General features: G+C 59.5%; 18 protein-coding genes and 4 pseudogenes. 14 read left to right on the top strand and 8 right to left on the bottom strand.

All coding sequences use genetic code 11. From position 1 onward, the window contains the following. Window positions 1–1,485: 1,485 nt before the first annotated feature. Both AC0L3A_RS29990 and AC0L3A_RS29995 read right to left on the bottom strand, forming a co-directional pair. Window positions 1,486–1,725: a hypothetical protein gene (locus AC0L3A_RS29990; protein ID WP_473255707.1), complete on the bottom strand. Its 240-nt coding sequence runs from the start codon at window positions 1,723–1,725 to the stop codon at window positions 1,486–1,488. Window positions 1,726–1,910: 185 nt separating this feature from the next. Beyond that, complete coding sequence (locus AC0L3A_RS29995; protein ID WP_473255709.1) at window positions 1,911–2,399, bottom strand: septal ring lytic transglycosylase RlpA family protein; 489 nt, start codon at window positions 2,397–2,399, stop codon at window positions 1,911–1,913. Window positions 2,400–2,764: 365 nt separating this feature from the next. On the opposite strand from AC0L3A_RS29995, the pseudogene AC0L3A_RS30000 reads away from it, so the two are divergent. From AC0L3A_RS30000 to AC0L3A_RS30010, 3 genes and pseudogenes are all read left to right on the top strand, one after another. After that, a pseudogene (locus tag AC0L3A_RS30000) lies at window positions 2,765–3,237 on the top strand (ISL3 family transposase); the annotation flags it as partial. Between the two features lie 353 nt (window positions 3,238–3,590). Continuing rightward, window positions 3,591–4,733, top strand: a complete 1,143-nt coding sequence (locus AC0L3A_RS30005; RefSeq protein ID WP_473255710.1) for an EAL domain-containing response regulator — start codon at window positions 3,591–3,593, stop codon at window positions 4,731–4,733. Between the two features lie 457 nt (window positions 4,734–5,190). Then, window positions 5,191–5,430 carry a PilZ domain-containing protein gene (locus AC0L3A_RS30010; protein ID WP_219681326.1) on the top strand — a complete coding sequence of 80 codons (240 nt, stop codon included), beginning with the start codon at window positions 5,191–5,193 and terminating at the stop codon, window positions 5,428–5,430. A gap of 856 nt (window positions 5,431–6,286) precedes the next feature. Here AC0L3A_RS30010 and AC0L3A_RS30015 read toward each other — a convergent pair. After that, window positions 6,287–6,568 carry a hypothetical protein gene (locus AC0L3A_RS30015; protein ID WP_473255711.1) on the bottom strand — a complete coding sequence of 94 codons (282 nt, stop codon included), beginning with the start codon at window positions 6,566–6,568 and terminating at the stop codon, window positions 6,287–6,289. Window positions 6,569–7,005: 437 nt separating this feature from the next. Here AC0L3A_RS30015 and AC0L3A_RS30020 point away from each other — a divergent pair, with 437 nt between their 5' ends. Beyond that, on the top strand, window positions 7,006–7,287 hold the full coding sequence (locus AC0L3A_RS30020) for a hypothetical protein (protein WP_354171677.1): 282 nt from the start codon (window positions 7,006–7,008) through the stop codon (window positions 7,285–7,287). A 386-nt stretch (window positions 7,288–7,673) separates the two neighbouring features. Next, entirely contained in the window at window positions 7,674–7,874 is a 201-nt protein-coding gene (locus tag AC0L3A_RS30025; protein ID WP_007601715.1) for a cold-shock protein, read from the top strand. Window positions 7,875–7,978: 104 nt separating this feature from the next. On the opposite strand, the gene AC0L3A_RS30030 is transcribed toward AC0L3A_RS30025, so the two are convergent. After that, a complete protein-coding gene (locus tag AC0L3A_RS30030) occupies window positions 7,979–8,191 on the bottom strand; it encodes a hypothetical protein (RefSeq protein WP_009859263.1) in 213 nt (70 codons plus the stop codon). A 34-nt stretch (window positions 8,192–8,225) separates the two neighbouring features. Further along, the gene (locus AC0L3A_RS30035) at window positions 8,226–8,396 is read right to left on the bottom strand and encodes a hypothetical protein (RefSeq protein WP_354202585.1); all 171 of its coding nucleotides are present in this window, start codon (window positions 8,394–8,396) and stop codon (window positions 8,226–8,228) included. A gap of 1,375 nt (window positions 8,397–9,771) precedes the next feature. On the opposite strand from AC0L3A_RS30035, the pseudogene AC0L3A_RS30040 reads away from it, so the two are divergent. Both AC0L3A_RS30040 and AC0L3A_RS30045 read left to right on the top strand, forming a co-directional pair. Continuing rightward, window positions 9,772–10,008: pseudogene (locus tag AC0L3A_RS30040) on the top strand (DDE-type integrase/transposase/recombinase); the annotation flags it as partial. Between the two features lie 357 nt (window positions 10,009–10,365). Then, window positions 10,366–10,875: a hypothetical protein gene (locus AC0L3A_RS30045; protein WP_219681331.1), complete on the top strand. Its 510-nt coding sequence runs from the start codon at window positions 10,366–10,368 to the stop codon at window positions 10,873–10,875. A 596-nt stretch (window positions 10,876–11,471) separates the two neighbouring features. Here the strand turns inward: AC0L3A_RS30045 and AC0L3A_RS30050 are convergent. Further along, window positions 11,472–13,961: a bifunctional diguanylate cyclase/phosphodiesterase gene (locus AC0L3A_RS30050; protein WP_007601719.1), complete on the bottom strand. Its 2,490-nt coding sequence runs from the start codon at window positions 13,959–13,961 to the stop codon at window positions 11,472–11,474. Between the two features lie 371 nt (window positions 13,962–14,332). Between AC0L3A_RS30050 and AC0L3A_RS30055 the strand changes: the two genes are divergently transcribed. Next, window positions 14,333–15,136 carry a substrate-binding domain-containing protein gene (locus AC0L3A_RS30055; RefSeq protein WP_219681333.1) on the top strand — a complete coding sequence of 268 codons (804 nt, stop codon included), beginning with the start codon at window positions 14,333–14,335 and terminating at the stop codon, window positions 15,134–15,136. 30 nt (window positions 15,137–15,166) lie between these two features. Here AC0L3A_RS30055 and AC0L3A_RS30060 read toward each other — a convergent pair whose 3' ends face one another. Both AC0L3A_RS30060 and AC0L3A_RS30065 read right to left on the bottom strand, forming a co-directional pair. Further along, window positions 15,167–16,177, bottom strand: coding sequence for a 2Fe-2S iron-sulfur cluster-binding protein (locus AC0L3A_RS30060; RefSeq protein ID WP_219681336.1), 1,011 nt, complete (start codon window positions 16,175–16,177; stop codon window positions 15,167–15,169). A gap of 147 nt (window positions 16,178–16,324) precedes the next feature. Continuing rightward, window positions 16,325–18,067 (bottom strand): ethylbenzene dehydrogenase-related protein, encoded by a 1,743-nt coding sequence (locus tag AC0L3A_RS30065; RefSeq protein ID WP_473255712.1) that lies wholly within the window; start codon window positions 18,065–18,067, stop codon window positions 16,325–16,327. Window positions 18,068–18,435: 368 nt separating this feature from the next. On the opposite strand from AC0L3A_RS30065, the pseudogene AC0L3A_RS30070 reads away from it, so the two are divergent. The 6 genes and pseudogenes from AC0L3A_RS30070 to AC0L3A_RS30095 form a co-directional block, all read left to right on the top strand. Then, window positions 18,436–18,567, top strand: a pseudogene (locus AC0L3A_RS30070) (SOS response-associated peptidase); the annotation flags it as partial. Further along, window positions 18,564–18,824: a hypothetical protein gene (locus AC0L3A_RS30075; RefSeq protein ID WP_007601725.1), complete on the top strand. Its 261-nt coding sequence runs from the start codon at window positions 18,564–18,566 to the stop codon at window positions 18,822–18,824. The pseudogene AC0L3A_RS30070 and the gene AC0L3A_RS30075, both read left to right, overlap by 4 nt. Before the next feature lie 1,058 nt (window positions 18,825–19,882). Then, complete coding sequence (locus tag AC0L3A_RS30080) at window positions 19,883–20,104, top strand: hypothetical protein (RefSeq protein WP_007601727.1); 222 nt, start codon at window positions 19,883–19,885, stop codon at window positions 20,102–20,104. 17 nt (window positions 20,105–20,121) lie between these two features. Beyond that, the gene (locus tag AC0L3A_RS30085) at window positions 20,122–20,544 is read left to right on the top strand and encodes a hypothetical protein (RefSeq protein ID WP_007601728.1); all 423 of its coding nucleotides are present in this window, start codon (window positions 20,122–20,124) and stop codon (window positions 20,542–20,544) included. Between the two features lie 392 nt (window positions 20,545–20,936). Next, window positions 20,937–21,800 (top strand): annotated as a pseudogene (locus AC0L3A_RS30090) (transposase); the annotation flags it as partial. A gap of 1,023 nt (window positions 21,801–22,823) precedes the next feature. Further along, the gene (locus AC0L3A_RS30095) at window positions 22,824–23,207 is read left to right on the top strand and encodes a response regulator transcription factor (protein ID WP_473255713.1); all 384 of its coding nucleotides are present in this window, start codon (window positions 22,824–22,826) and stop codon (window positions 23,205–23,207) included. Window positions 23,208–23,237: the final 30 nt, after the last annotated feature.

The raw sequence follows: 23,237 nt of genomic DNA on the forward strand, positions 1-23,237 counted from the left end.
ACATATCAGGTGCCGCACACTTCCTCTCGCTCTTCTCACAAGTAGCTACGCTGACCGGACTGGCTCTGGTGCACCAACCCACTCGCAGAGTACGCGGGATCACGTCTTGTGCAACGATGGAATTCCCACGCGGCACGGCTAGTGAATGTCAGCGCCTCTTACCGAAGTCTACCCTGTCTTGCGGCTGGGGAGCCGCCTCGGCGAAAAAAACCCCCGTTGAGCGGGGGAGTACCAGGTCAGCACTTTTACCGGCGCGATTGGATCGCTAGCAGTCGGGCATTCCTGCTGGGCGCGAGGAAGCATTGGCATTGGCGCTCGTACCGGAAGAAGCAGCGGAAGAAGTGCCAGAGCTTGACCCAGGTGATGTTGTTGAGCCGATAGTGGTATTTCCGGATGGTCCAGTTGCGGTGGCGCCGCTTACGTCCCGAACCACCTTATTAGCCACGTCCCAGCATTGTTTGAGATCGTGACCACTCGACCCACCCGTCGAAGTTCCTTGAGCGTTTGCGAATGCACCGATAGCCAACAATGCGGCGCTGATCGGCACTCCTAGATAAATCTTCCTCATTGATGGAATCTCCTCTTGTATGCCGGCAAGAGTGCCGACGCCTCTTAATGCGGGTGCAACATCCAACGTTCCCTCCAGATGCAAGCATCAAGCGAGCAACGAACTTGTCGCGCGGCACACCACATTAGCGACTTCGAGGAACTCGCGGCATGGAGCACATTTAACCTGGACGTGGCGGACGCTTTGTTGCGCCCAGGAGGAGGCTCGCGGAGCGTTCTCGAGTGCTTCTGTCGATAATCCCCAAACTTCGGAAGTTAGAGGATATCCACTCCTCCAAACTGTGGGCGCTAAACCCTCGCGAAGATGTTCACTTTTCGCAAGCCTTGGACGGTTCTAGAAATAAGCTACGGTAATGAACTACGGTAACTCGGCCAAATCGCAATACGTGATGCCACTATGGGCATCCGCCGGCAAGGATGTGAACCTCTTCGTCCTGCTGGGCTCTCGCGACTTCGACAGGCATAGTGTCCTTTTCGCACGCCTCGCGCCGCTCAACTGCGAATACTTTCTGCACACGCCGGTTTCAATTGCTAGCTTCTAAAATCGTCCTTGCAGTCGCTCTTCGTCGCGTTCGTGCTCGGAAGGTCGATCCCTCGCGGATTTAAGAGAGCTGCCATCCTGCACGCAGGATGCAAGTGCAATCAAGATTTCAGGCCTCGCTCGGCGTCACCGATCTCGCAATTTCGCCGACGTGTACGGGCGGGGGAGCAGTTGGATCATCGCGGCCAGCTGGGCTCAGGCCATGGCATGTAAAGACGCAGCCCTGCGGAGAAAGGGCATCGATGAGCTGCAGCGGCGCCCTCTCATGCTGTGACATACCGGCCGGCACGATCAAGACCTACAAGGCCGGCACGTAGGGCAGGGGGTTCCGGCTAATCGTAGAAGCACGGTCCGGCCTTGCAGAGCTTGGGAGCTAGTTAGACGGGCAGCCGAAGCCAAAGGTCGTTGCTAGACAGCGTACCGGCCGGCGTGGCTATCTCCAAATCGACCACGCGAAATGAGCCGGGCTGATCATCATGCAGGTAACGAAGATGCCAGACCGGGCCAAGTTCTGGTGTAATGGCGAAGTCATCTAAGGCACTCGCGACGTATCGAACGGCATCGCGATGTGCTATCGGCGCGGAGAACATCGTGTCGATCAGCGTGGCGAGGCTCATACCTTCCTGGAGCATGGTTCGCGCGACTTCGTCTCCGTGGACGAGCCTAAGGGCCGATATGAGGGCCGCGATAGCGTCAGGGTTCTTTAGAGACACGGCAAATTCGTTTCAGGCCAAAAGCCGGACTATTGACGTACGGGCGCGTGGGCGGCGGTTGCGTGCTTTCGCAGGGCAATGCACGTCTGCTACAACACCTCAGCACGAACTTGAGCAACGCCACGATTTGTAATCCCCAAGCTGCGCGCGGCCGCCAGCGAGAGGTCGAGGACGCGGCCACGGACCCATGGTCCGCGGTCGGTGATACGAACGACCACCGACTTATTCGTCTCAAGATCAGTGACGCGGACTCTCGTGCCGAACGGCAGACGGCGGTGCGCCGCGGTTAGTAGATTCCGATCAAACGATGAACCGCTCGCTGTCTTGCCTTTGGAATAGGAATAGTAGGAGGCTTTTCCGGAAATGAATCGATTGAAGGATTGAGCCCCTGAACGATCTTTCAAGGGCTCTTGTCCGTTCGGAGACTGCGCTTGCGGCTCCTCCTTCTTTGTCTGATCGAGTCCTTCAGGAGCGGGCTCCGCGTGAGCCTTTGGAACGATGGACCATCTGTCATTGAATGTTTGCCCGACGGCAGGGGTTGCGTGAAGCCCCGTCCAAGTTGAGACCGCTGCAATCATTATCATTCCAGAAAGCGGACGCATGATCGACCTCGCTACAAATCACAAAACAGAGAAACAATGCAAACTCATAACGCACGTTCCGGCACATCCCCGATTCATATGTAGAAAGGTGATGTACTACCCATGGCAGAACGTAGACGCAGCGCAGCAAGCAGATAGCTCGCTGCAACGCACCACGTTAACGGCATCAGTTCTAGAGCTCTCTGGCGAAGCGAGCGTCAACACCGCCTGTACGTGCAGGGATTCAATCAGTGGCGTGAATGTCTTCGCCCTGATTATAGACACGAGGAGGACATTGAACGGACCGCCACAGTTTGGTGGGGCGAGAGGCCGCGACCCACCTAAGACGCTCCGTACGTTGCCTGCCATGGCTCGATGTTCAGTGGGCCGCTGGTCACTATAATGGCGCCGACCTGTGGGGTTGCCTCAAGGCGCAGGGATTTAGCCCGGTGCGAATCGTTGCCGAATGGGGACACGCCGTTGGCGTGCCGAAATGTCCAATGCTCAGAGCCTGCAGCGCGTACCGTCCGCGAGACCTATCGCGCGCTGATGACCAATGGCCGCGATACGCTATCAAAGTCAGAGACCGTCACTATTGCGGCAATTGAGCAAGGCATTCCTCTCCTGGTGGAAGCTCGAGAAATCATAGCCGGTTTCCGTGCGATGATCCGCAAGAAGGCTCACGGAGAGCTTGAATCATCGTTGGAACGAGCATGCGCAAGCCTAGTCGTGTCTTTCGCCAACGGCGTCATCAAGGACAAGGCCCCCGTCAGCGCAGCGATTACCGACGTCCTGGTCCAACGGACAGACCGAAGACCAGATCGCCAAACTCCAAACTGGGTTAAGCCCCAATGCCGGGGCATGGAAGGAGTAAAGCTTCCAGCCGCGCTGGCGCTGCTGCTGCGAGCGGATTTGCGCGGCCTCAGGCGGAAGGGACCGCGATGGATGCTCGTGGCGCTTCAGACCGCTGGAATTTTGAACGAGATGTTCAATTGGTTCAGAGAGGTGGCCAAACATTGGCCGGAGAGACGCAGATCACTAGAAGTAGTGGCGTAGACGGCACATCCAAATTGACTTTCATTGAGGCGATTAAGCCTAACGGTTCAATCTCAAAACAGAGACGGCAACCACTTCGTTCTCGCGGTATTGAACAGGCCGTGTGACACCTTTTGGGGCGGGGAACGGGCTTTGGAAAAAGACAACGCAGTCAAACCGATCAGGTTTGGCCAACGAAAAGTCGTGCCTCGCATCTGCGTGGCTGACTCGAAGAAACACATTCGATCTTTTCTTTGTGAAGCGCTTCAAGAACTCGGATTCGCCGTCTGTGAATGCGCTCACTCAGCCGAAGTAACCGGAGTAATCAACGCCGACATTCCTGATCTGCTTCTGCTCGGGTTTGCTGGCGAGGGCATGGAAGCGGTCCGTGTTTTGGAGCGACTCGCGGGCGAGCGCTTTGGTGGCCGGGTGCTCTTGTTCGGGCCTCCTCATTCGCAAGCGTTGCTGGCATTGGCGACGCTCGGAGCCCAACTCGGCCTGCATATGCTTCCCGTCCTCACCACGCCGTTTGGCGAGCTAGAGCTGCAGGCGAGCCTTGCTGACTTTGTGCCCTTGCCACCGCCGCGCCCCGGGCTCGACGCGGCAGAGGCGCTCCATAACAGCTGGCTTGAACTCTGGTATCAGCCCAAGATAAACACCCACTCTCTGCGCGTGGGCGGTGCCGAAGCACTCGTCCGCATCAGACACCCTCATTGGGGTATGGTCTCTCCCAGCTGTTTCAAACCGGACGACAGAGACCCGCATTACGCAGCTTTGTCGGAATTCCTTATCAACCAAGCGGTGGCGGACTGGCACTGCTTCGTTTCGGAATGCGGGCCAATTGAACTTGCTATCAATCTGCCGCTTTCGTTTCTCATAAGCGACGGTGCACTTACGACGATTGAGAAGCTTCTTCCTAGGCATCCGGCCCTTCCGGGGCTGATTATCGAAATCAATGGCACGGAGCTTCTGCGTGACTTCAGGCTCGCAAGGGATGCCGCGCATTCGCTAAAGTTCCACAATGTTGGCCTTTCCGTTGATGGGCTAGGTGCAGAATGGCCCTCGCTCCTCGGCCAGGAGGAGTGGCCATTTTTTGAGCTAAAGGTTGATCGAAAGTTTATCGATGGGTGCGCAGGTGACGGGCTAAAGCGCGCGGCTTGCAGGAGGATTTTAAAAATGTCCGAAGGCAAGACGCGAACGGTCGCGAAAGGGGCGGAAAAACAAGAGCCGATTTCCTGGCGGTCAGGGAATTGGGTTTCGACATGGCCCAAGGTTGTTATGTTGGCAAACCAATGAACCGCAGGAAATTTGCGCGGCATATCGCCAATACTCGGTTTACGACGGGCTGACGAGCTTGCACCAAAGAATAACACTGCGGGTGCGTTGGCACTCGGCGTCCCTGAAGCGAGTTGCTGGCGAGAATGGCAGGGGTTGCCGAGGTTCTGGCTGTGGACCTGCGTCGTGACACTTCCCGGTCCGCCGTTTGGGGAAGCTGGCTCGCTCGACGAAGCCAAGGGCCGCTTGCCGCCCATTGTGTACCGACGGGGAGGCGCATACCCGCATCAAGTACATTGCAGATCATCATTTCTAGTGACGTGCTGTGCATGAGCGCCACTTCCTATTAAAGCAGTTGTGGCTGGTCAAAGCTCCTGAGACATGGCCGGAATTCGAATGGGCTCGCCGCGGTAAACTGTGACAGTTCGAACTATTCTGTTTCCAGAAGATTCAGCTCTAATGAGCAAAACTGGAGCTTATGGACAATCAACGGACTGCGTCACGAGAGAAGGTTCTAAAGCCCGGAATGATCGAATTCGGGATTAATGCAGTACCGTGCATGGTCCGCAACGTCTCTGAAACTGGGGCGTCTCTCAACGTGACCAGCGCATTCGGCATTCCGGACTTTTTCACGCTGGTTTTGACCTTGGAAGGTCAGCGCCGTTCAGCTCGGATCATCTGGCGCAAAGACATGCAGATCGGCATCGCGTTCGAGTAAGCCCTCTAAACCACGAGCGCCGCAAATGCTCGCCCCGATCAAAGCTCGCGCTCCGTTGCGGGATGCATCCGGCTCTTCACCTTGACCCAATGCTTCTCGACACAAGTCGGGACCGATTTCGCCACGCTCAAGGGGCGCCCGGCGGGCGCGCTAGCAGCCGCTGTAAATTTGTTTCGCAGATACAGTGGCAGGTCGCGTGGGCCGTCCCCGTCTACCGCCAACACGAAGGCCCAAAGCTGAGCCTCGCTATTGTGCTTGCGAGAGTGCAGGGCGTTGAAATCGGAAGCGTCGTCGTCGACGCCAAGCACCACCTCCTCACCTCGACGACGAAGTGCTTCTGGTGGTTCTTCAGAGCGGCCGCGGCAATCCATGGGTAACGCTCGGTCCAATCCGTGCCATGCGCGATAGCAGCCGGCACGCGTTTGTCCGCGGATACATCCTGCTCTCTTGCGAGGCAGCAAAGGATGGGGAACGGCGGATGCGCTCGCTCTAACGCAAGCTGGCGATTTTAAAGCATAGGGTCGCTATTAATTAAAATATAGAAACGAAAAAGAAATTAAATATTGATAAATATTTGAAATTGAATAATTTGAGAGTGCCTGGCGCCGGACGAACGCGTCTGGCTACCGAGAAACGGCTCCCGCATCCCGCCCCTGCTTACGCCATGAGGTGTGAGGGGCCGTTTCTTGGCCGATGCTGAGGCGGATCATGCTACGCATGGCTGACTTGTTTCTCGTCCTATGACAGCAGCGGTGTTACTGGTTGAAATCGCAATTTTTATTGTTCTCGTGATGCTTTAACTGACGCGAGAAACTGAAAGTAGATGAGAAGCGGCACGCGATCGCGCATGATCGTCTCAGTCAGCTCGCCGCCCGTCGTACGGTCGGCGGGTTTTTATGTTGTGGAAGTGGAAAAATGACCCGCCGGTCACACCGGCCTTTTCGTCATTGCTCACGAGCTTGGGCCGCATGCCCGCCAGTTTCATGTAAGCAAGCCGTCGCCAGATCAGGTTCACAAGGGCTGTGAGTGCATTTAGCCGCTCGAGGCGGACTTCAGCGCGGGTGCAAAGCGTTCGGAGAATGTTGCGGCCTTGCCATCCCGGGCTGCAGAAAGGGCCGCCGAGATAATCGTTGAACACCCCACGAATGCGATCGGCAGTAAGGCCGCACCGAAAATAGTTTCCGCATATTACCCTCCTCGAGAGGACGTCAATGCCGTTCAGTTTTGGAGGGCGTTGTTTCCGCGTCATTCCGTGTGAGGCTCGAAACGGTTTCGTGCACGCGGTCGTGACGCAAGCTGGAGTTACGGCGGCAGGACCTGCGTTGTGCGCCGCGCAACAACATATGCTCCGAAAAGACCGATGGCGGAGAGACGGCCCCGGCTTCAGGGTTGGCTCTTGAGGTACGCCGGGGCCGCACCGCCAGCTTGGGCGAGCTAGCGAGACAGCAACGGCGCCGTGAGGACACGGGTTCCTCGCCGCGCAGGTCAGGCGAGGTTTAATTGGCACAATGTAATCCGCCGCGCTTTATTTTCGTTTCTACCCTGCGGCAAGCCACAATGCCTCTGACACTGCGGATGATCGGCCTGGATGATTACACGGTTCACGAGGACCGGCAGCTAGTCGGGCGCATCCGCTACGCCAACGAACGCTCCCCGGGGTTCTGGTTGTGGACGTGCATCGTGACGCTTCCCGGTCCGCCGTTCGGGGAAGCTGGCTCGCTCGATGAAGCGAAGGGGCGATTCATGGTCGCATGGGAGAATTTCAAGGCGAAGCATACGGCGGAAGAGTTGGGGAAGGCCTTCGCTGAGATGAACCGCGCCAACCGACAAGACCATTATCTGCGCTCAGTGCGTTAGCGCGTCGCATTTGATTGCAACAAAATTCGCCGGTTCACACTGACGGCCATTTCCAAGCCGACGAGTTCGTCCCGACTGTGTACGCGCCCAGCAGTGAGATTGCCCCGGCTTCAAGGGGGACTTTTGGGTGGCCGGAGCCGCTCCGCCAGCTCCGCGGGGAGCCGGCAAGATTCTCAAGCTCCCTATTGAGGTGTTCGTTCCCTGCTGGTCCATCGTTGGAAATTCACGGGAGGCGCCGGTTCACGTTGGCTGCCTTCCTCATGTGGGCAACATGACGCCTGTCCCAGTATAAGCGGTCATTTTTAAACTAAGTCCTAAGTTGGCGGGCTTTTCGTTTTTATCAGCTTCTGTCATGTTGCCACGGTCATTTTTCAGGAGAGACGCGCGTGGCAACAGGTATTGTGAAGTGGTTCAACGCGACCAAAGGCTATGGCTTCATTCAGCCCGACGACGGCGGGAAGGACGTCTTTGTCCACATATCAGCAGTGGAGAAGGCTGGCTTCAGTGGTTTGGCAGAAGGTGCAAAGGTGAGCTACGAGATCGTGAGCGATCGGGGCAAGCAGTCCGCAGGTAATCTGAGACTGTAGTCGTGGCTGGGACAGGGCCCGCCGGTTCGCGCCGGCGGGCCGGGCGCGTTGATCACGTGTATCGAAATTGAGTACACGCTTTGGTGCTGCGATCTTCGGCGCTTTCACCGCTCCAGTTCCTTGATGGCGTCCTTTAGCAGTTCGAGAAGCCGGATTTCACATGCCCCCATGACGAACTGATCGGCGTCGTCAGGCACGACAATCTGCCCCTGCACGTGTCCATCATGGGAGTGGATGATGAAGTCTCGGGCCTTGCACGCTTCGTTGCGGACGTTCGTTATCGCCTCAAGCGGACCCCATTCAATTCTGACAGCCATTGCTAACCCTCGCTCTTGGGGGAACGCGCGTGAGCTACTGCGGGTCATGAGAGTTGAGGAGCGGCAAAGCCGGCAGATCGATCGGCTCGCCTGGAGGTCGATCAACTCTGTTCGCTTTCTTTCCGCTGACGAGGACACCAATATAGCCGGCGCCCAGCAGCAGGGCCCCTGCGATCATCAGCCAGTGCGGGAATGCCAAGGACATGGTCGCTGGCCTCAAAAAGCGCTCACGGGCGCCGGTAGGACAAACCTATTCAACCATTTCGTGATTGAAGAAGTCAAATATTTAATTTATTTAATATATGCATTAACTAATTGTGAAATATTAAGAGCGCGGGGTGCACGATGCCCTCGATAGAGTCTATGCACTTCAGCAGCACAGGGCCTTCCGACCAGCACCCCTATGATCGCGAGCCGGGCGCGCCTCCTGCGTGGCGTCCTTCGGCAAGAGGGCCAATCGACGCCGAGCCCGAGGCCGCAAATGACACCGCGGGCGAATGGCCTCTGCTACCGTTTCCTGATGGCTCGTGCGCCACCTGCTGAGCTGTGACGCGGCGTCTCCACGCGTCATCGGAGTGAGGGCCCCGGCTTGAGGGAGTTTGGGTACGCCGGGGCCGCTCCGCCAGCTTGGGCGAGCTAGCGCGAATTAAATATCCGCGCGCCTTTCTGTTCCTTCAAAGCGTCAACCCGTGGCTCACGTCTCTGCCGGCTGTGTGCAATGGCGCGAAAGGGCTTCGCCTTGCAATTGTGCCGATCGTCTGGTGTAATGCTCAGATTGTCGAGATGTTTTTGCGGTCTTATTATTTTGAGGTCGTGATGAGTATTTCTGATCGTATCCCCTATGCCGCTATCGCCTTGCATCAACGTGTCGCCTTTCTAGAACATCAGATTGCAGAATTGGGCGTGTTGCGACACCGATTAATGCAAGCTGAGTTGCGACGCTACCGGTTAAGGTCGAGCCGGCGAGCTTCCGAAAAATCGCACACTCGCCGTCACGGTAGATAACCTTCCGCGCTCAACCGACAAAGAGTTGCCGGCTCCCGCTTGTAAGCCCAGGCTATGGGAACACGTGAGTCGGGGGATTCATGGAACGGAAGCCGTTTGAGAGCATGTCGGTTGAAGAGCTGTGGCAACTCCACACAGTCGTTAATGACATTCTTGCCGTGAGGCTCGTGGCCAAGAAGCAAGAGCTGGAGCGACGGCTTGGCCTGCTCAGCCGAGAAGACAAGACTCCTCGCAGCTAAGCATTGAGAGAGAGATATAAGGAAGGTGCCCCTCAGTTGCGCCTTTCTGCCGGCGGATTCTCTTTTGCCGACGGATGAAGAGGCAAAAGATCGAGAAGAGAAATTCTAGATGCTCATCGGCCCGTCTCAGCAGCCCGATTTATTGTGATATGGCAGCCAACATCAGAGCGGCTTTGAGGCGAATTTCGTCCCGTGTAGCCCGCCAGGAAGGCTGCGCCGAAGGTCTCGCCTTCGCCCTACTCCGCAGGAGAGGTGACGCCCTGCGCTATGAGCGGCGGCAACCGGCCGCAACCTTCGCTGTGGATCCAATAACGACAGATGCAGTCGGCTCACTGAGAGGACGCGCCCGATCAGCTGTGGCAGATGGAGTTCAAGGGCCACATGCCCCTTGCCAGCGGGAGGCGTTGTCATCCACTGACCATGGTCGACGATCACTCGCGCTATGCTGTGTGTCTGAAGGCATGCGTCAACGAGCAGCGTTCCGCCGTGCGGGGGCATCTGACCGATACCTTTCGCCGCAACGGCCTGCCGGAGACCTTCTACATCGACAATGGCTCCCCCTGGGGCGATACGTCCGGTGTTCGCTGCAGAGCGGGCTCGCTGTCGTTCAAACCGGCATTGGTCAGGCCGCCCCCGATATAGCTTGTCGCGTCGCACGGATGCGCATGCACGATGGGCCGGCGGTCGGCGGCAGTGCCGACGCTCGGTCCTCGTGCTGCGGATTCAGGTGCGGATCTCCTAGGCACGGGGCCGACTATCTGCGGGACGGCGCGAGAGACGGCCCCGGCTTCAGGGGGCTTTTGGGTCGGCCGGGGCCGCTCCGCCAGCTCAGGGCGGCGAGCCAGCAAATCTTCAAGCAACATCCCGTGCGGGGGCTTCTAAGGAGCGCGGTGCAACCCAAATTCCTAGCAGTCGTCGTCCAGGCATGACATGATGATCCATATTTGCGTTTCGGAGGGAAAGCCCGATGCGCCTTGTTTTGCCTTATCTCGGGATTTGTCTTTGCGCGTCACTCGCGGCGTGGTTGTCCTTCACGCTGCTCTATTGACCGAGCAAATCATCGCCAGGTGTCAGCAGCCGCACGTAGGTACCGCTCTCGTGCAGGTCGAGCCAGCCGCGTTCGACGGCATACTTGATGCCGGCACCGAACTCTGTGCCGCTTCTCTTGAGCATGTAGAGGAAAGGAGCCGCTTCTATTTTTTTAGGAGCAATCCCATCTCTCGCGCCATCCGCTTCACCGATCCGGTATGCCGCCCGAGGACTGCCGCAATTTCCGACGCGGCGCGCCGACGTGCCATCGCGGCAAGCCTCTTTCGCTCTCGGTCCACTGCTTTGGCTTGGATGATTTCATTTCGAGATCATCCGGCTGGCTCGACGAAATCGATATTGGGAAATTTCCGGGTGGCAACCCTTGACGGCTTGGTGCAGGCCGGAGTCTGATCACCGGCATGGGGCGACATCAGCACGACATCAACGATCTCGCGCGCATGGAGCGCATCTGCCTGGATTTGGCGGAGGAGAGCAGGGTGCCCAGAGAGGCCGGCGCATTGCGCGAGATGGCGGAAAACTACGGTCGAGAGGCTGCGAAACTGATCGTGGCTAGGACCGTAGATTGCCCGCGACGGGAACGAAAAAAACGAGCGATTTCAGCAAGGTTGACAAGACACCCCTGGTCCCGAACGCGCCGAGGCGTCCAGCGCTTTGCCGACAACCTCAGGGTTGCTGCAGGGGTAATTTTGTCGGCACTGATAAGCTTTGGGCGCAAAGCTTATCAGTTGGAGACACTACGCTAAGCCGATGCGTCAAGGCGGCAGTTACGGTGACGATCACCTCGCGGCCGGCAACTCCTGCGTAAGCTAGCTGAATATCGCGCTGAGCGCTCTAGCGCGGATCGATGTCGGGCTTCGTAGGCGGATCGGAGGTTGTCGCGACCGACTTGGAAGTTCGTCGTGCGGGGACTTTACTCCAGCCGGTCGCGTGAACGCAACGCGGCACCTCGTGAGCGGGCCGTTTGGGCCGGCATCGTCGCCGACGCCTCAGCGGATCATGGTCTTCCGCTCCGCTCCGTCTCGCCTGGGTACCACTTCGAACGCCGAAGCCAAACGGCGCGGCTGGAGCAGGACAGCGAACTCTTCGAGCGGTAAGGGCCGAGAAAAAAGATAACCTTGCGCCATGGTCGCGCCGTTTTCGGCCGCGAACTGAAGGTCTTCGGCCGTTTCAACGCCTTCGACGACCGTTTCGAACCCCAATTCGTCCGCAAGTCCGAGCGCCAGACGAAGGATCGTCTGCTTTTCGCGGTCGTCGGCGACACCCGTTACGAGCGTACGATCGAGCTTCACGGCGTCGAAGGGGAGCCTCGCCATGGTCGAAAGATTCGAATAGCCGGCTCCGAAATCGTCCATTGCGAACCGTATGCCCAATTGCCTGAGCAGGCTTATTCTCTCGCGCACGACGTCAGGATTGCGCATCGCGACCGACTCTGTGATCTCGATCTCGAGCTTTGGCGGCGGGAAGTCGGCCTCGCGAACGGCCGTGATGATATCCCTGATGAACAGCGGGTCTTCGATTTCCGTCGCTGCGACATTTACGGCGAGCACGAGATTCGAGCCGGCTCGGATCAAGCCCCCGATTTCGGCGAGCGCGCGCCTCAGCACGAAGCGGTCGATCTCCATGATGAGGCCGATCTCTTCCGCGATCTTGATGAAGCGCGCAGGAGGAATGTCGCCCTCCTTCGGGTGATGCCAGCGCGCCAGCGCCTCCACCCCTAGGATGCGTCCATCCCTGCAGGACACCTTGGGCTGGTAATGGACGACGAGCTCTTCATTGCGGATCGCCAAAGCGAGGTCGGTTTCGAGCGCATGGCGCGCACGCGCGATCTCTGCGAGATCCGGAGTGAAGAACGCGCAGGTATTGCGTCCCGAACTCTTCGCGACGTACATCGCAAGGTCGGCACGGATCAGGAGATCGTCATAGGTTGTGCCGTGGGTAGGACAGATCGCAATGCCGATGCTGACGCCGATGGTCGCATGGTTGCTCTGGAGCTTGAAGGAAACCTGCAGCGTCTCGATCATCTCGCGGGCACTGAGGCTCGCGGCTGCGACCGTCTTCATACCAGCGATGATGGCGACGAACTCGTCGCCCCCGACCCGGGCGAGCAGACATTTGCCGGCAGCGCCTTTGGACGTCAGCAAATTGCTCAAGCGCTCGGCCACCATCCTGAGCAGTTCGTCGCCAGCCTTGTGCCCGAAAGTGTCGTTGATGGATTTGAAGCCATCCAGGTCGAGGAAGAACAGCGCTGCGCCCTCTTCCGCGTCGATGAGCGCCGGCGCATCGATGCGCATCTTCTCCCGATTGGGAATGCGGCTCACCGTGTCGTAGAAAGCGAGCTGACGAATTCTTCGCGTGCTGGCCCGCAAATGCGTCAGCATTTGCTCGAATGCGAGGCCAAGGCCGCGGACCTCGCCGAGGCCCGTTGCGCGGAATTGAACGTCGAGATTGCCACCCGCGATTTCCTGGGCGGTCTTGGCCAGCGCTGAAAGTCCTTTCGTGAGGTGCCTCACGGCGGCCAATAGCGCGACGACCAAGGCACCGAGCGCCAGCGCCGCGGATGCCAGGAACTGCCACATCAGCGAACGCGTGTGGGATGCGCCGATCTGGAACATCTGATCGCGTGTCGTCGTCACCAGCGATGCGCTCGCAAACGTGCACACCTTGAGCGTCGCCTCGTAATCGACACAGCGCGCGACGTAGTTGCCGTCATCCGAGCGCTGCAGCCCGGCCAAACGCGTCCTGGCGCCGCTGAATCTCGCCCCTTGAGGCCCCGCGGAAGACACGATCTCGCTGTCACCCGTGATAATGACCACGCCGGCATTGGCCAGCGAGGTGAAGTTCTCGAGAGTCCGTTCCGTGCGGCCGAGCGGTCGGATCGCGGCAAGCGCGCCGACGAGGTCGCCAAAGTCGTCAAACACGGGCTCGATCGCGGTGTGCGCGATGGTTTGGCGCTGCGGCAGTCCGAGCGCCGACAACTCACCCAATTTGAGCTCATAAGTGCCTTCCTCACCCTGCGGGTGCGAGCGGCTATTGTCCTTGAGGATCGGGTTGAGATTGATAGAGAGAGCGGTACCTTCGAACGCCTGGTTCAGCGCGAGTAGGTCGAGGGACGTGTTGGCGCCGATCACGCGACCGCTTCCGTCGAAGGCGATCAGCCTTTCGAAGCCGGAGGTCGAAGCAACGATGCTGAGCAGCTCGCGGATGGTCACATCGTTGTTCGAGGCGACGGCCTTGGCGACATCGGCGCGCTGAGCGATCTGACGCAGGCGAGATGCGGTTTCTGCGCCTAGGGCCTCGATTCGCGCTCGCGCCAACTGCGCCTCGCCGTCGAGGCGATGAGCGAGCTGGTCTTCGGAGAGTTCACCCAGTGCCGCAGCCTGGTGCCTCAGTTGCTGCTGCAGGCGTAGCGCCGTCGAGCCACCGATGAGGCCGAGCCCGAGGACGCCGGTCGCGAGCACGACGGCAACAAGGCGCATGGCGATAGACGAGGGGACGCCCGGAATTCCGGACGCAACGGCCCAACGACGCCAGCGGGGTGGCGCCCTCGATGCCTTTTCCGAATCCGTATCAATCGCCGCCACCGCCAGCACCCTGAACTTGCGGGGCCGGTCAATGTCGCTCGCTGAGGCCCCTGAGCGTGTTCCAGGGCGACATTAGGCGAGCGAAGCATTCAATATCGTCTATTTACCGGCTATTTGTGGGTGAGTAATTAACAATCGGTTTTTCGAAACCATCAAATTTTGCGCTTCTGTCCGCCACAGTTGATTCCGAATGGACGGCGTTGCGACAACAGATGGTTTAGGTTTCTTTGCCAGATTGCGCACCTCGTGGTTCGAAGGGGTCTGCCATGGCATTTTCGAGGATAACGGCGGCAATTCTGGGCCTCTGCCTTGCGGGGGTGAATGCCGCTGGCGCCGAAATACCCAGGCTCGACATCGTCGGGACTGGAGATGGCATCGATGTCCTGCGCGTCATCGCGATGAGCTTCATGCAGCAGGAAGGATCGGCACGGATCGAGGTCCCGCCGAGCATCGGTTCTGGCGGAGGCATCGCGGCCGTGGGGTCCGGCAAGGCGATCTTGGGGCGCGTCGCACGCCGGCTGACCGACGCCGAAGCGGCTTCCGGCATCGTCTACAAGGCGATCGCCCGCCTGCCATCGGCTTTCATCGTCCATCCCGCCTGTGGGGTGAGTGCCGTTACAAGCGATCAGCTCGCTGCGATCTATTCGGGCCGCCTCGCGAATTGGAAGGAGCTGGGCGGCGCCGATTTGCGCATCCGCGTCGTGCGGCGCGAGGACCAGGACAGCACTCTCACCGTACTGCGGGCCAGCATGCCCGGCTGGCATGATCTCGAGATCACCGAGAAATCGAAGACGGCGACCACCACACAGGAAGCGATCGAAACGGTTCGCGATGTTCAAGGCGCGGTCGGCTTCGGCCCGTTCTCGCGGCCGTTGGAACAAGGGCTCACAGTGCTTCGCGTGGATGGTCACTACCCGACCGACGCGGACTATCCCTCGAGCGTGGTGCTGGCGCTGATCTATTTGAGGACGTTGCAGGATCCGGACGCCTTGGCCTTTCTACGCTTTGCCGATACGCAGAAGGCGGCCGACCTCATCATCAGCCTCGGTAGTCTACCCGTCAAGCCGTGAGCCGCCGGCGCTGCTGAGCTCCGCGTCGGCTCACAGACCGGGACGATGAGGCTGCTCCCGGCTTCGCCATAGACGGGTGACCTTGTCCATCAGCGATGAGGTTTGCGAGCTCGGCAGGAACGGATCGGCGTAGCATTGCGCATTGGCCGAGCGCGCCTTGTTCTTCACGGTATCGACGAGACCAACGGGGCCGGCGACGTAGACCGTATCGTCCAGCCCGAGCAAGGGGAGGTAGTGCGACGGGCGCCCGGGCCTGATCGGCAGGGTGGATCCGACCTCCGTCGTCGCAATGACGTCGCGGACACCGTCGTCGATCAGCCACTGCAACGAGGGAAGCATATAGAGGTTGTCGGCATCCCGGCTGCCGGCGACGACCACCATCTCGCGGTTGCGCTGGGTCGAGCGCGCCGAGCGGGCCAGCGCCCAGATCGGGGCCCAGCCTGCTCCGCCGGCGACCAGCACGAGCGGCCCCTGGCCCTGTCGCAGATAGGCTTGTCCGAACGGGCCTTGCACATGCGCCGCATGGCCGGGCCTGATGGCCTTGCCGAACTGCCCCGACACGGTGCCGTCAGGCTGGCGCCGGATGTGGAAGACGAGTTCGGCTTGCTTGAAGGTACCATCGAGTCTGAAGGTCGGGCTGAACTCGCGCGCAGGATAGCCGGAAAACTTGACGCGCACATATTGGCCCGGCCGAAACTCGAGGGGCGCTGAGGTCGTCAGCACGACTTCGGCGATCTCTGGCGAGAGCTCGTTGATCTCGGTCACGGCGCACGCCCGCTTCATCGGCAGCGGCAATTCTTCGAATTCGATCTCTGCGTCGCCAGCGACCGCGGCCTGGCAGGCGAGCACAGTACGGCCGTGGCCTGAGCCGCCGTCATCGACCGAGCCCGACACCACCGTCACCCGGCAGCTCTGGCATTGTCCCGATCTGCAGTCGTGCGGAATCAGGATCGAGCCGCCGAGCGCCGCATCGATCAGGCTTTCGCCGGAGCGGGCTTCGACGAGCTTGCCGTTGAGGACGAGCCGACAATGCCTCGTCATCGCGAGGCCTCCGGGCGCCGCGAATTTCCGCGAGCAGACCGCTGCTCGCCGCGCCAGAATGCGATGCGAGGATGAGGGCGAAACCATGCTTCAGCGCAGTGACGCCGTGGTGCCCTCCGGTCGAGCTCGCGGCCGCCCGTGAGGTGGCTATTTCTCCGTGACGACAAGCACCGGGCGGTTATGGGTCGCATGCCGCGTCTGTGCATGGTCGAAAACAGCGACCCACATGTAGAGATCGCGGGCTGGCACGAAGGCCTTGTCATATCTGCCATCGCTTTTCATGTTGCGCGTCAGCTCGAGCGTCCAACGTCCGTTGCTCCATTTTGAAACACCGGTGACATTGGCCCGCTCTCCTTCGGTGTCGCCGGCAATAATCACGCCAGGCAGGATCGTGCCAACGGGAATCCTCGCGTCGGCCTCTGGAGCGTAGGGTTCGCTCTCCCGGTCGAACATGTACCAGCGGCCGTTTTCGTCGTCGCTGCTGTCGGGATTGAGATCGAATTTGCCGAGCGCTGCGACCTGCGCCGTCCAGTCCTTGGGAAGCCGCAGAACCGTCACGGGCCCCTTGTCGTCCCTGTGGATGAACTTGAAATTATACGAATAAAGAGAGCGACCTGGCTTGTTCCAATAGCCGCCTTGGTAGCGGGCATCGTAATTTTGGTCGTCCAGGGTCGGGGCGTAGGGCGGGCCGATATATTGGCTATCGACACGGCCGAGCATGCCCCCGCGCGACGCCTTCCACTGCCACATGTCTATGTAGCTGCCATCCGTCGTGAAGTGGAAGCCCCGGCCGTTGATCGGCATCGGTTTGCCGGGCAGCGGGTTGGCGCCGAGATCCGTCGCGCCTGCGCCGCCGAGCGATGGGTTATCCGAGAAAATGACCGCCAGTTTGTCCTCGTAGAAGTCGACGGCGTCTTGCAGGCCCGCACGCTCGTCGAGGACGTGCCAGCCGTCCTCCTTCTTGATGATCGGAATGCGGCGCAGGGAGCGGGTGGGATCTTCCCAGCGGAAGGCGAAATAGATCTTCTGCCCGTCGTGCAGGGCGCGCACCTCCACGAGCGATTCGCCCGATCCGCTGAGATTGGCACCCTGCTGGGCGCGGATGAAGACCGGGCGCGCGCGCGACCAGGCGGGATCGCCCATGGCGCCATCCAGCTTGGGCGCGTCGCTCACCCGCGCGATGACGAGCGTATCGCGCGTCGCCCAGTCGAGCCCGGCGACGCCGCACGCGATTGCCACCCCGATTGCCGCGGCGACGAGAAGAGGCCGCGGCCGCACGGCCTTCGTGATCGCGAGCGGGGTGGGCCGAAACACGCGGAAAATCTGCGGCCACCCGCCATAGAGATAATGCGCGGCGACATGCGCGAAGATATAGACGAGCGAAACGAAGGCGGCGGTCGAGTGGAGATAAGCCCACCAGCCGCCATAGCCGAGATACATCATGACGCCCGTCGCCGTGAGCAAGATCACGAGCGCATAGACGAACCAGTGCAGGATGACGTTGACGGCTCCCCATTTGAGGCGAGCCGGAGCGCGCATCGCGAGAATCCGCGTCTTTTTGGGGCTGTTGCGCTCGACGAGGCCGCTGCGCGCGAGGTAGGCGACGTAGGCCGACCCGCAGAAGAAGACGGCGAGTCCGGCGAGCAAATGCCAGGAGAAGATCTCGCCCTGTGGCAGGACGGGAGCGAGCCATTTCGAGAAGGGGGCGTGCAGCGCGTCCGCTGCGATGCGTAGGCCGGTAACGAGGCTGACGACGAACGCGAGGGCGGTCGCCCAATGGAGCGTTATCGTCCCGACATCCGTGCGTGGCGGGCCATCGTGAGGCTTTGTTTGAGCGAGGCTTCTCTCGGTCAAGGCGTCGGCGTTCGTTCGAGCGGTGTCATTTTTCATTGCGTAAAGCTTACCCTGGTCAACCGGCAGAGCCACAGCGTCCGGTTCTCGCTCTCCCGGAAAAGCGGACAGCTGCGAATAAACTACCTCCGCGATATCATAAGCAAGTTGTCAAGTCTGGCGAGATCGCTCTTTTGGCGACAATTCGTCCCCAGTTGGCTGTCCTCTGGACATTCGAGAAGGCGCGAGCATCGCGAGGTCCGTGGGATTTCTGGCGGGCAGTTTTGCTCCCCCTTGGGGACACCCTGCTGGCGAAGGCAATCAGGCGAAGCATTGGGGATTTGGCGAGATGGACGTGGTCGCCGAAGCAGCCAAGACGGCGGGTGGCTAGACCATGTCCATCATAGCCTCGGCAGAAACCGTTGACCTACACCAAGCCAGACGGAGAGACGTGGATGACCGCGACATGGGATGAAGCCAAGGGCCTACAGCGTCCTCTTGCAGACGGTGCGCTGCGAATCGTGGCACGAGGGGTGAAAGAGGATCGAACTGCTGCATGAAACACACAGAGGCACGTCCCTACGCACGAGAACTCCTTGAACTCGCCGCAGGCGTGCAGCCGATCAACGACCGCATCCACATCGAGAAGATCAATTATCCCTTCCTCTATACACTCAAAGGAAAAGGTACCGGGTTCGGCGCCGGCATCAGGTGCGCTGTTGAAAAGGGTTGGCTCGAGCTGCACGAAAGTGGGACTTACGTGCGGCTGCTGACGGCTGTCGAACGGGCTGCTCAGTCAATAGATCAGCGTGAATGACAACCACGTCGCCAGTGACGCGCAGAGACCAATTCCGAGATAAGGCAATGCAAGGCGCATCGGGCTTTCCCTCCGAAACGCAATTAAGAATCATCATGTCATGCTTGGACGACGACTGCTAGGAATCTTTGGGTGCAGTCCGCGCGCCTTAGGACCCGGCGCCCGTGGAAAGTTTAATTTCGCTGGTTCGATTGAGCCGGCGGAGCGGCCCCGGCATTAACACCGGCGCCCAAGCCGGGGGCGGCAATGCCCACACATCACTCACGGGCGTTATGCTCAGGATGTAGAGGCCCTCATCCAAGGGTAACAAAGCGAGTTCACGAGCGCGGAAGAAAGTTGTCGATGTGACGATCCCGTCCGCTCTACCAACACGCTTTCGGCGCGATACCAACGGCCCTACCAAAAAAGTCACCGGATGGAGACCCCGGAGGGAGCAGCGCCTTGGCTTCGGCGTTTGCCTGCTCAACCATGCCGACTGTGACGCGCCGTCTCTTTCGGTCGAGGGATGAGTGTTGGCCGCGCGGCAACGCCCGATAGCGCTGCCCACCAACTAAGTCAGGTTCGCGCTCCCATCGCTAACCAAGGCGACCCGATATCTTCTCTGGGTGATTAAGTTTTGATCGACTTTTGAACCCTGCAAATTTAACCGCGCTTCCGGTGGGGAGCTTTGTTCATGCAAATCGATTTGAGGTCCGCCGAGCGCAGCCCGGCGAGGGATGCTGAGGTGGAGGACTGCCCCTCCGATATTACAACTGCGAGTAAACCCGCCGCCGCGAAAGACAACGCCGAAAACACGCACTGGCCGCTCATTCCATTTCCTGACGGTTGGTACGCGACGTCGTGAAACGGTCGAGATCGGCGCCTTACGCGTTGGCGCGGGTCGGGTCGCGGCGGATCGACCGCGCCGATCCGTGCCGGCGTTAGTGGCGGCGGATCAGGTATTTGTGGAGTTCGAGCGTCGCCAGAAGAACTGCCAGTCATGCCGAGCTTAGGAACACTTTTTGGTGCCGCGAGGTTTCCTTCCTCATCAGAGGCCTAGCATTGCGGAGTTCTCTTCCATGGATACCCAGATCGTGATGGACCACACAGGCGAAAGCAGACATTTCTTTGAACAAACTGATCCGAAGGGGCTCGCCGAGGCTGAACGGCGATTTAAGCAGCTCACCAATCAGGGGTTTACTGCCGCGACGCGAAAGGCGGGCAGTGAACTGAAGGTCACACGGTCGTTTGATCCCACCGCGGAAGAGACGCTATTCTATCCGCGTCTCGTCGGCGGCTAAGCTATCGCGATGCGACGATGTTTCTGTCCAGACGCAGCGACGCTAACAATACGCGCTTCCGCGCCCTCCGTGAGCTTTATCGGAGCTTCACCGAGCAAAATGGCCCGGAAGCGCGTTCGCGGCGTCTGCTGCGGGATTGGTTATCTCCAGAGCAGCGCGCGCAATTCGATGCCAACAACTATTTCGAAGTCACCGGTTCTCACACCGGCAGACGATATCGAGTTCAATATGGTACCCTGAGCAATGTTGTAGAGCTCGACGCATCAGGGCAGCCCGCGATCGGCTGGTGTTTCGTTCCCGAACGTCCTCTGGCGGCTGGCGATGTGATGCTCGCCCAGAAGATCGCGCTCGAAACCGACGAAGCCGCAGTGCTCGCGCTTGCCCACCGGTTTTCTCTGAGACTGCCGTCTCTGCCCCGAGTAGTGCGGCGTGCTTACTAGGTCGCCCAAGGATCTAGGGATGCACCGCCAGCGCCTGGTGGTCGACCTGAAGGCCTGGGAGGGCTTCGATTGCAGGCTGCCGATTGCCCAGATAGAGCAGGACATCGCGGCGATAGACACGGGCTGGAGGCGCTTTCGGGGTCTGAAGCCAGTTAGGCTAACGGGCCAACCCGGTGGCGGCGAGTGCGCAAGGAGGACAAGTGCTGCGATCTTTCATCATGACTGCCCTCGCACTGGGTTGGGGATCCTCGTCCGCGCTCAGCCTGACGTCGGAGGAGATCATCGCTAAGCTTCGCGCCGCCGGCTATTCGCACATCCAGGAACTACCAGCCGGAAAGATAAAGACCTACAAGGCCGTCAAGGAAGGCACCGCGCGCTGGCACAGGGATCGCGATCCAGCCAAGTCTAGACGCGCGGTGAAGGAGTATCTGGCGACCCTCAACGATACGGCGTGGGGCGCCGCCAGCGATGTCGTCCCGAAGTTTGTTTCGCCATCCGATCCGGCAGCGCAATGGACCGGGGCTCACAAGGGGGCGGCATTCTTCGCGTACTCCGATAACTATCTGATCGACGTGAAGTTCGGTGTCATCGTTGACGTCGAGGCCTCCCGCGCCATTCGCCAGGCCGAGGTCGGCGCAGCAAAGACCATCGTCGAACGGACCGAGGAGCGCTTCGGTCTCAAGCCAGAACGGCTTATCGGAGATACCGCATACGGGGCTGCTCCGATGCTGAACTGGCTGGTCGAGGAGAAGGGCATCGGGGCGCATATCCCTGTGTTCGATAAGTCGAAGCGGGATGACGGTACCTTCTCGCCGAGCGACTTTCGATATGACCCGGCCGGCGACGTCTATCACTGCCCGGGTGGTAAGCGGCTTGGGACAAGCGGTACCGTGCATGAAGGCAAGACGCTGCTGTATCGAGCAAGCAAGCTCGACTGCGATGTATGCCCGCTTAAATCGCAGTGCTGTCCAAAAGAACCGTCGCGCAAGATCCCGCGCGACATCCATGAATACGCCCGAGACGTTGCCCGGTCGATTGCCGACACCGAAGACTTTGAGAAGTCACGACGTGAGCGCAAGAAGGTCGAGATGCGGTTCGCACATTTGAAGCGCATCCTGAAGCTCGGTAGGCTTCGACTGCGGGGACCAAAAGGCGCTCAGGACGAGTTTGTTCTTGCTGCCATCGCCCAGAACCTGCGGCGGCTCGCGTCGCTGGGCGCTCGTCCACCACCCGCTCGGGCTCTGTGCATTGCGTAGCGTTCGAGTTGCGTAGAGAGCGTCAGGGCCGGCGGATCAAAGCCGGTCGTCCTTAGAGAAATGGCCGAACGATCCATCGCTAACGGCCGACTTCTGCAACAAAATCGGCCAATACCGGAAGTAGCCAACCTGTTCGATCACCCAGTCGACGCGGACGCTGAACGTCGGTGGAAATTCGAGCGATGCCGCTCCGGGCATCAATCTTCCGCACGCTAGGTGACTACCTATCCAAATGCCGCGATTGCAAGCACAACGGCGGCGACGAGGATCGGACCTGCATCGGAGAAAAAGGGAATCATGTGGCTGACCTACGCACTGCCCGATGATCACGAACCTAGAAATATCGCCACGGACAAGCACGCGCAATCTGTGCGCTAGGAACTTTGTTCAATCTCATGATCGTTCTAACATTTGCACTGACGCAGACAGGACAGAAGAACCAAGACTCACTTGCGATTACCCTCGGACCCGGACTGGGATTGTAACCGCACATCGTTCGATGACATTGAAAACCGTCACAAGCATCATAACCCATGAATGCAATTTCAGGGGCGGGATAACCTGAACAATACACTTTCGTTCCAGTCCAGCATTTGCCACCGTTCCCTTTTGAATCACTCTTCACGTATGTCATTCCCAGATCAGTGCAGTCTGCTGGCGACCCATAGCAAAATGGGGCTGTCCCGATCCACATCCCTGACTCCGCAAATGCATCTCTGCTTACCAAGATAGCGGTTAGTGCGAAGACTATCCTGAATAGGATCATAGAAGCCTCCCTACCTGTAACAGATGTGGAGGGGGCACCAGGTGGATACCCTGAGACCCACCGCAGAAGATATTTGAGCAACCAGAGACGCCTGTAAAGAAAAGATCCGCATGTCGCACGACTTACCAGTGGTCAGTCGCACTGCGCGTCGCAAGGCCCAGTGATGACATCAGCGCCCGCAGACTTTCCGTGATCCAGATCAAGGGATTGGCCTACCCCTTGGGGGTCATATACGCCTAGGCAGGCTGGACATGGCTATGATGGCGCAGCGGACAGTTGTGGTCGTGATCGACGACGATGCGAGCCTTCTGAAGAGCGTGGCGCGGCTGTTGGCGTGCCACGGCATTGAGAGCCGGACGTTCGCCTCGGCCGAGGCGTTGCTTGAGAGCGACAGCGTGCAGACGGCAACCTGCTTGCTGCTTGACATTCACCTCGGGGGAATTTCGGGGATCGCGCTGCAGCGCCGGCTTGCGGCATCGGGATCGAAGTGGCCGGTCATCTTCATGACCGCGAGCGACGACGAGGCCACGCGCAATGAGGCGATGGACGCCGGATGCATCGCCTATTTGCGCAAGCCGTTCGCACAGGATGACTGTAAGCGTGGCGTTGAGGCCCTTGAGAATTTTTGTACTCAGTCCTGAGAGCACCGCTAGAAGAGTCTTCTTCTGCAA

Source organism: Bradyrhizobium sp. MI1.3 (assembly GCF_055811695.1).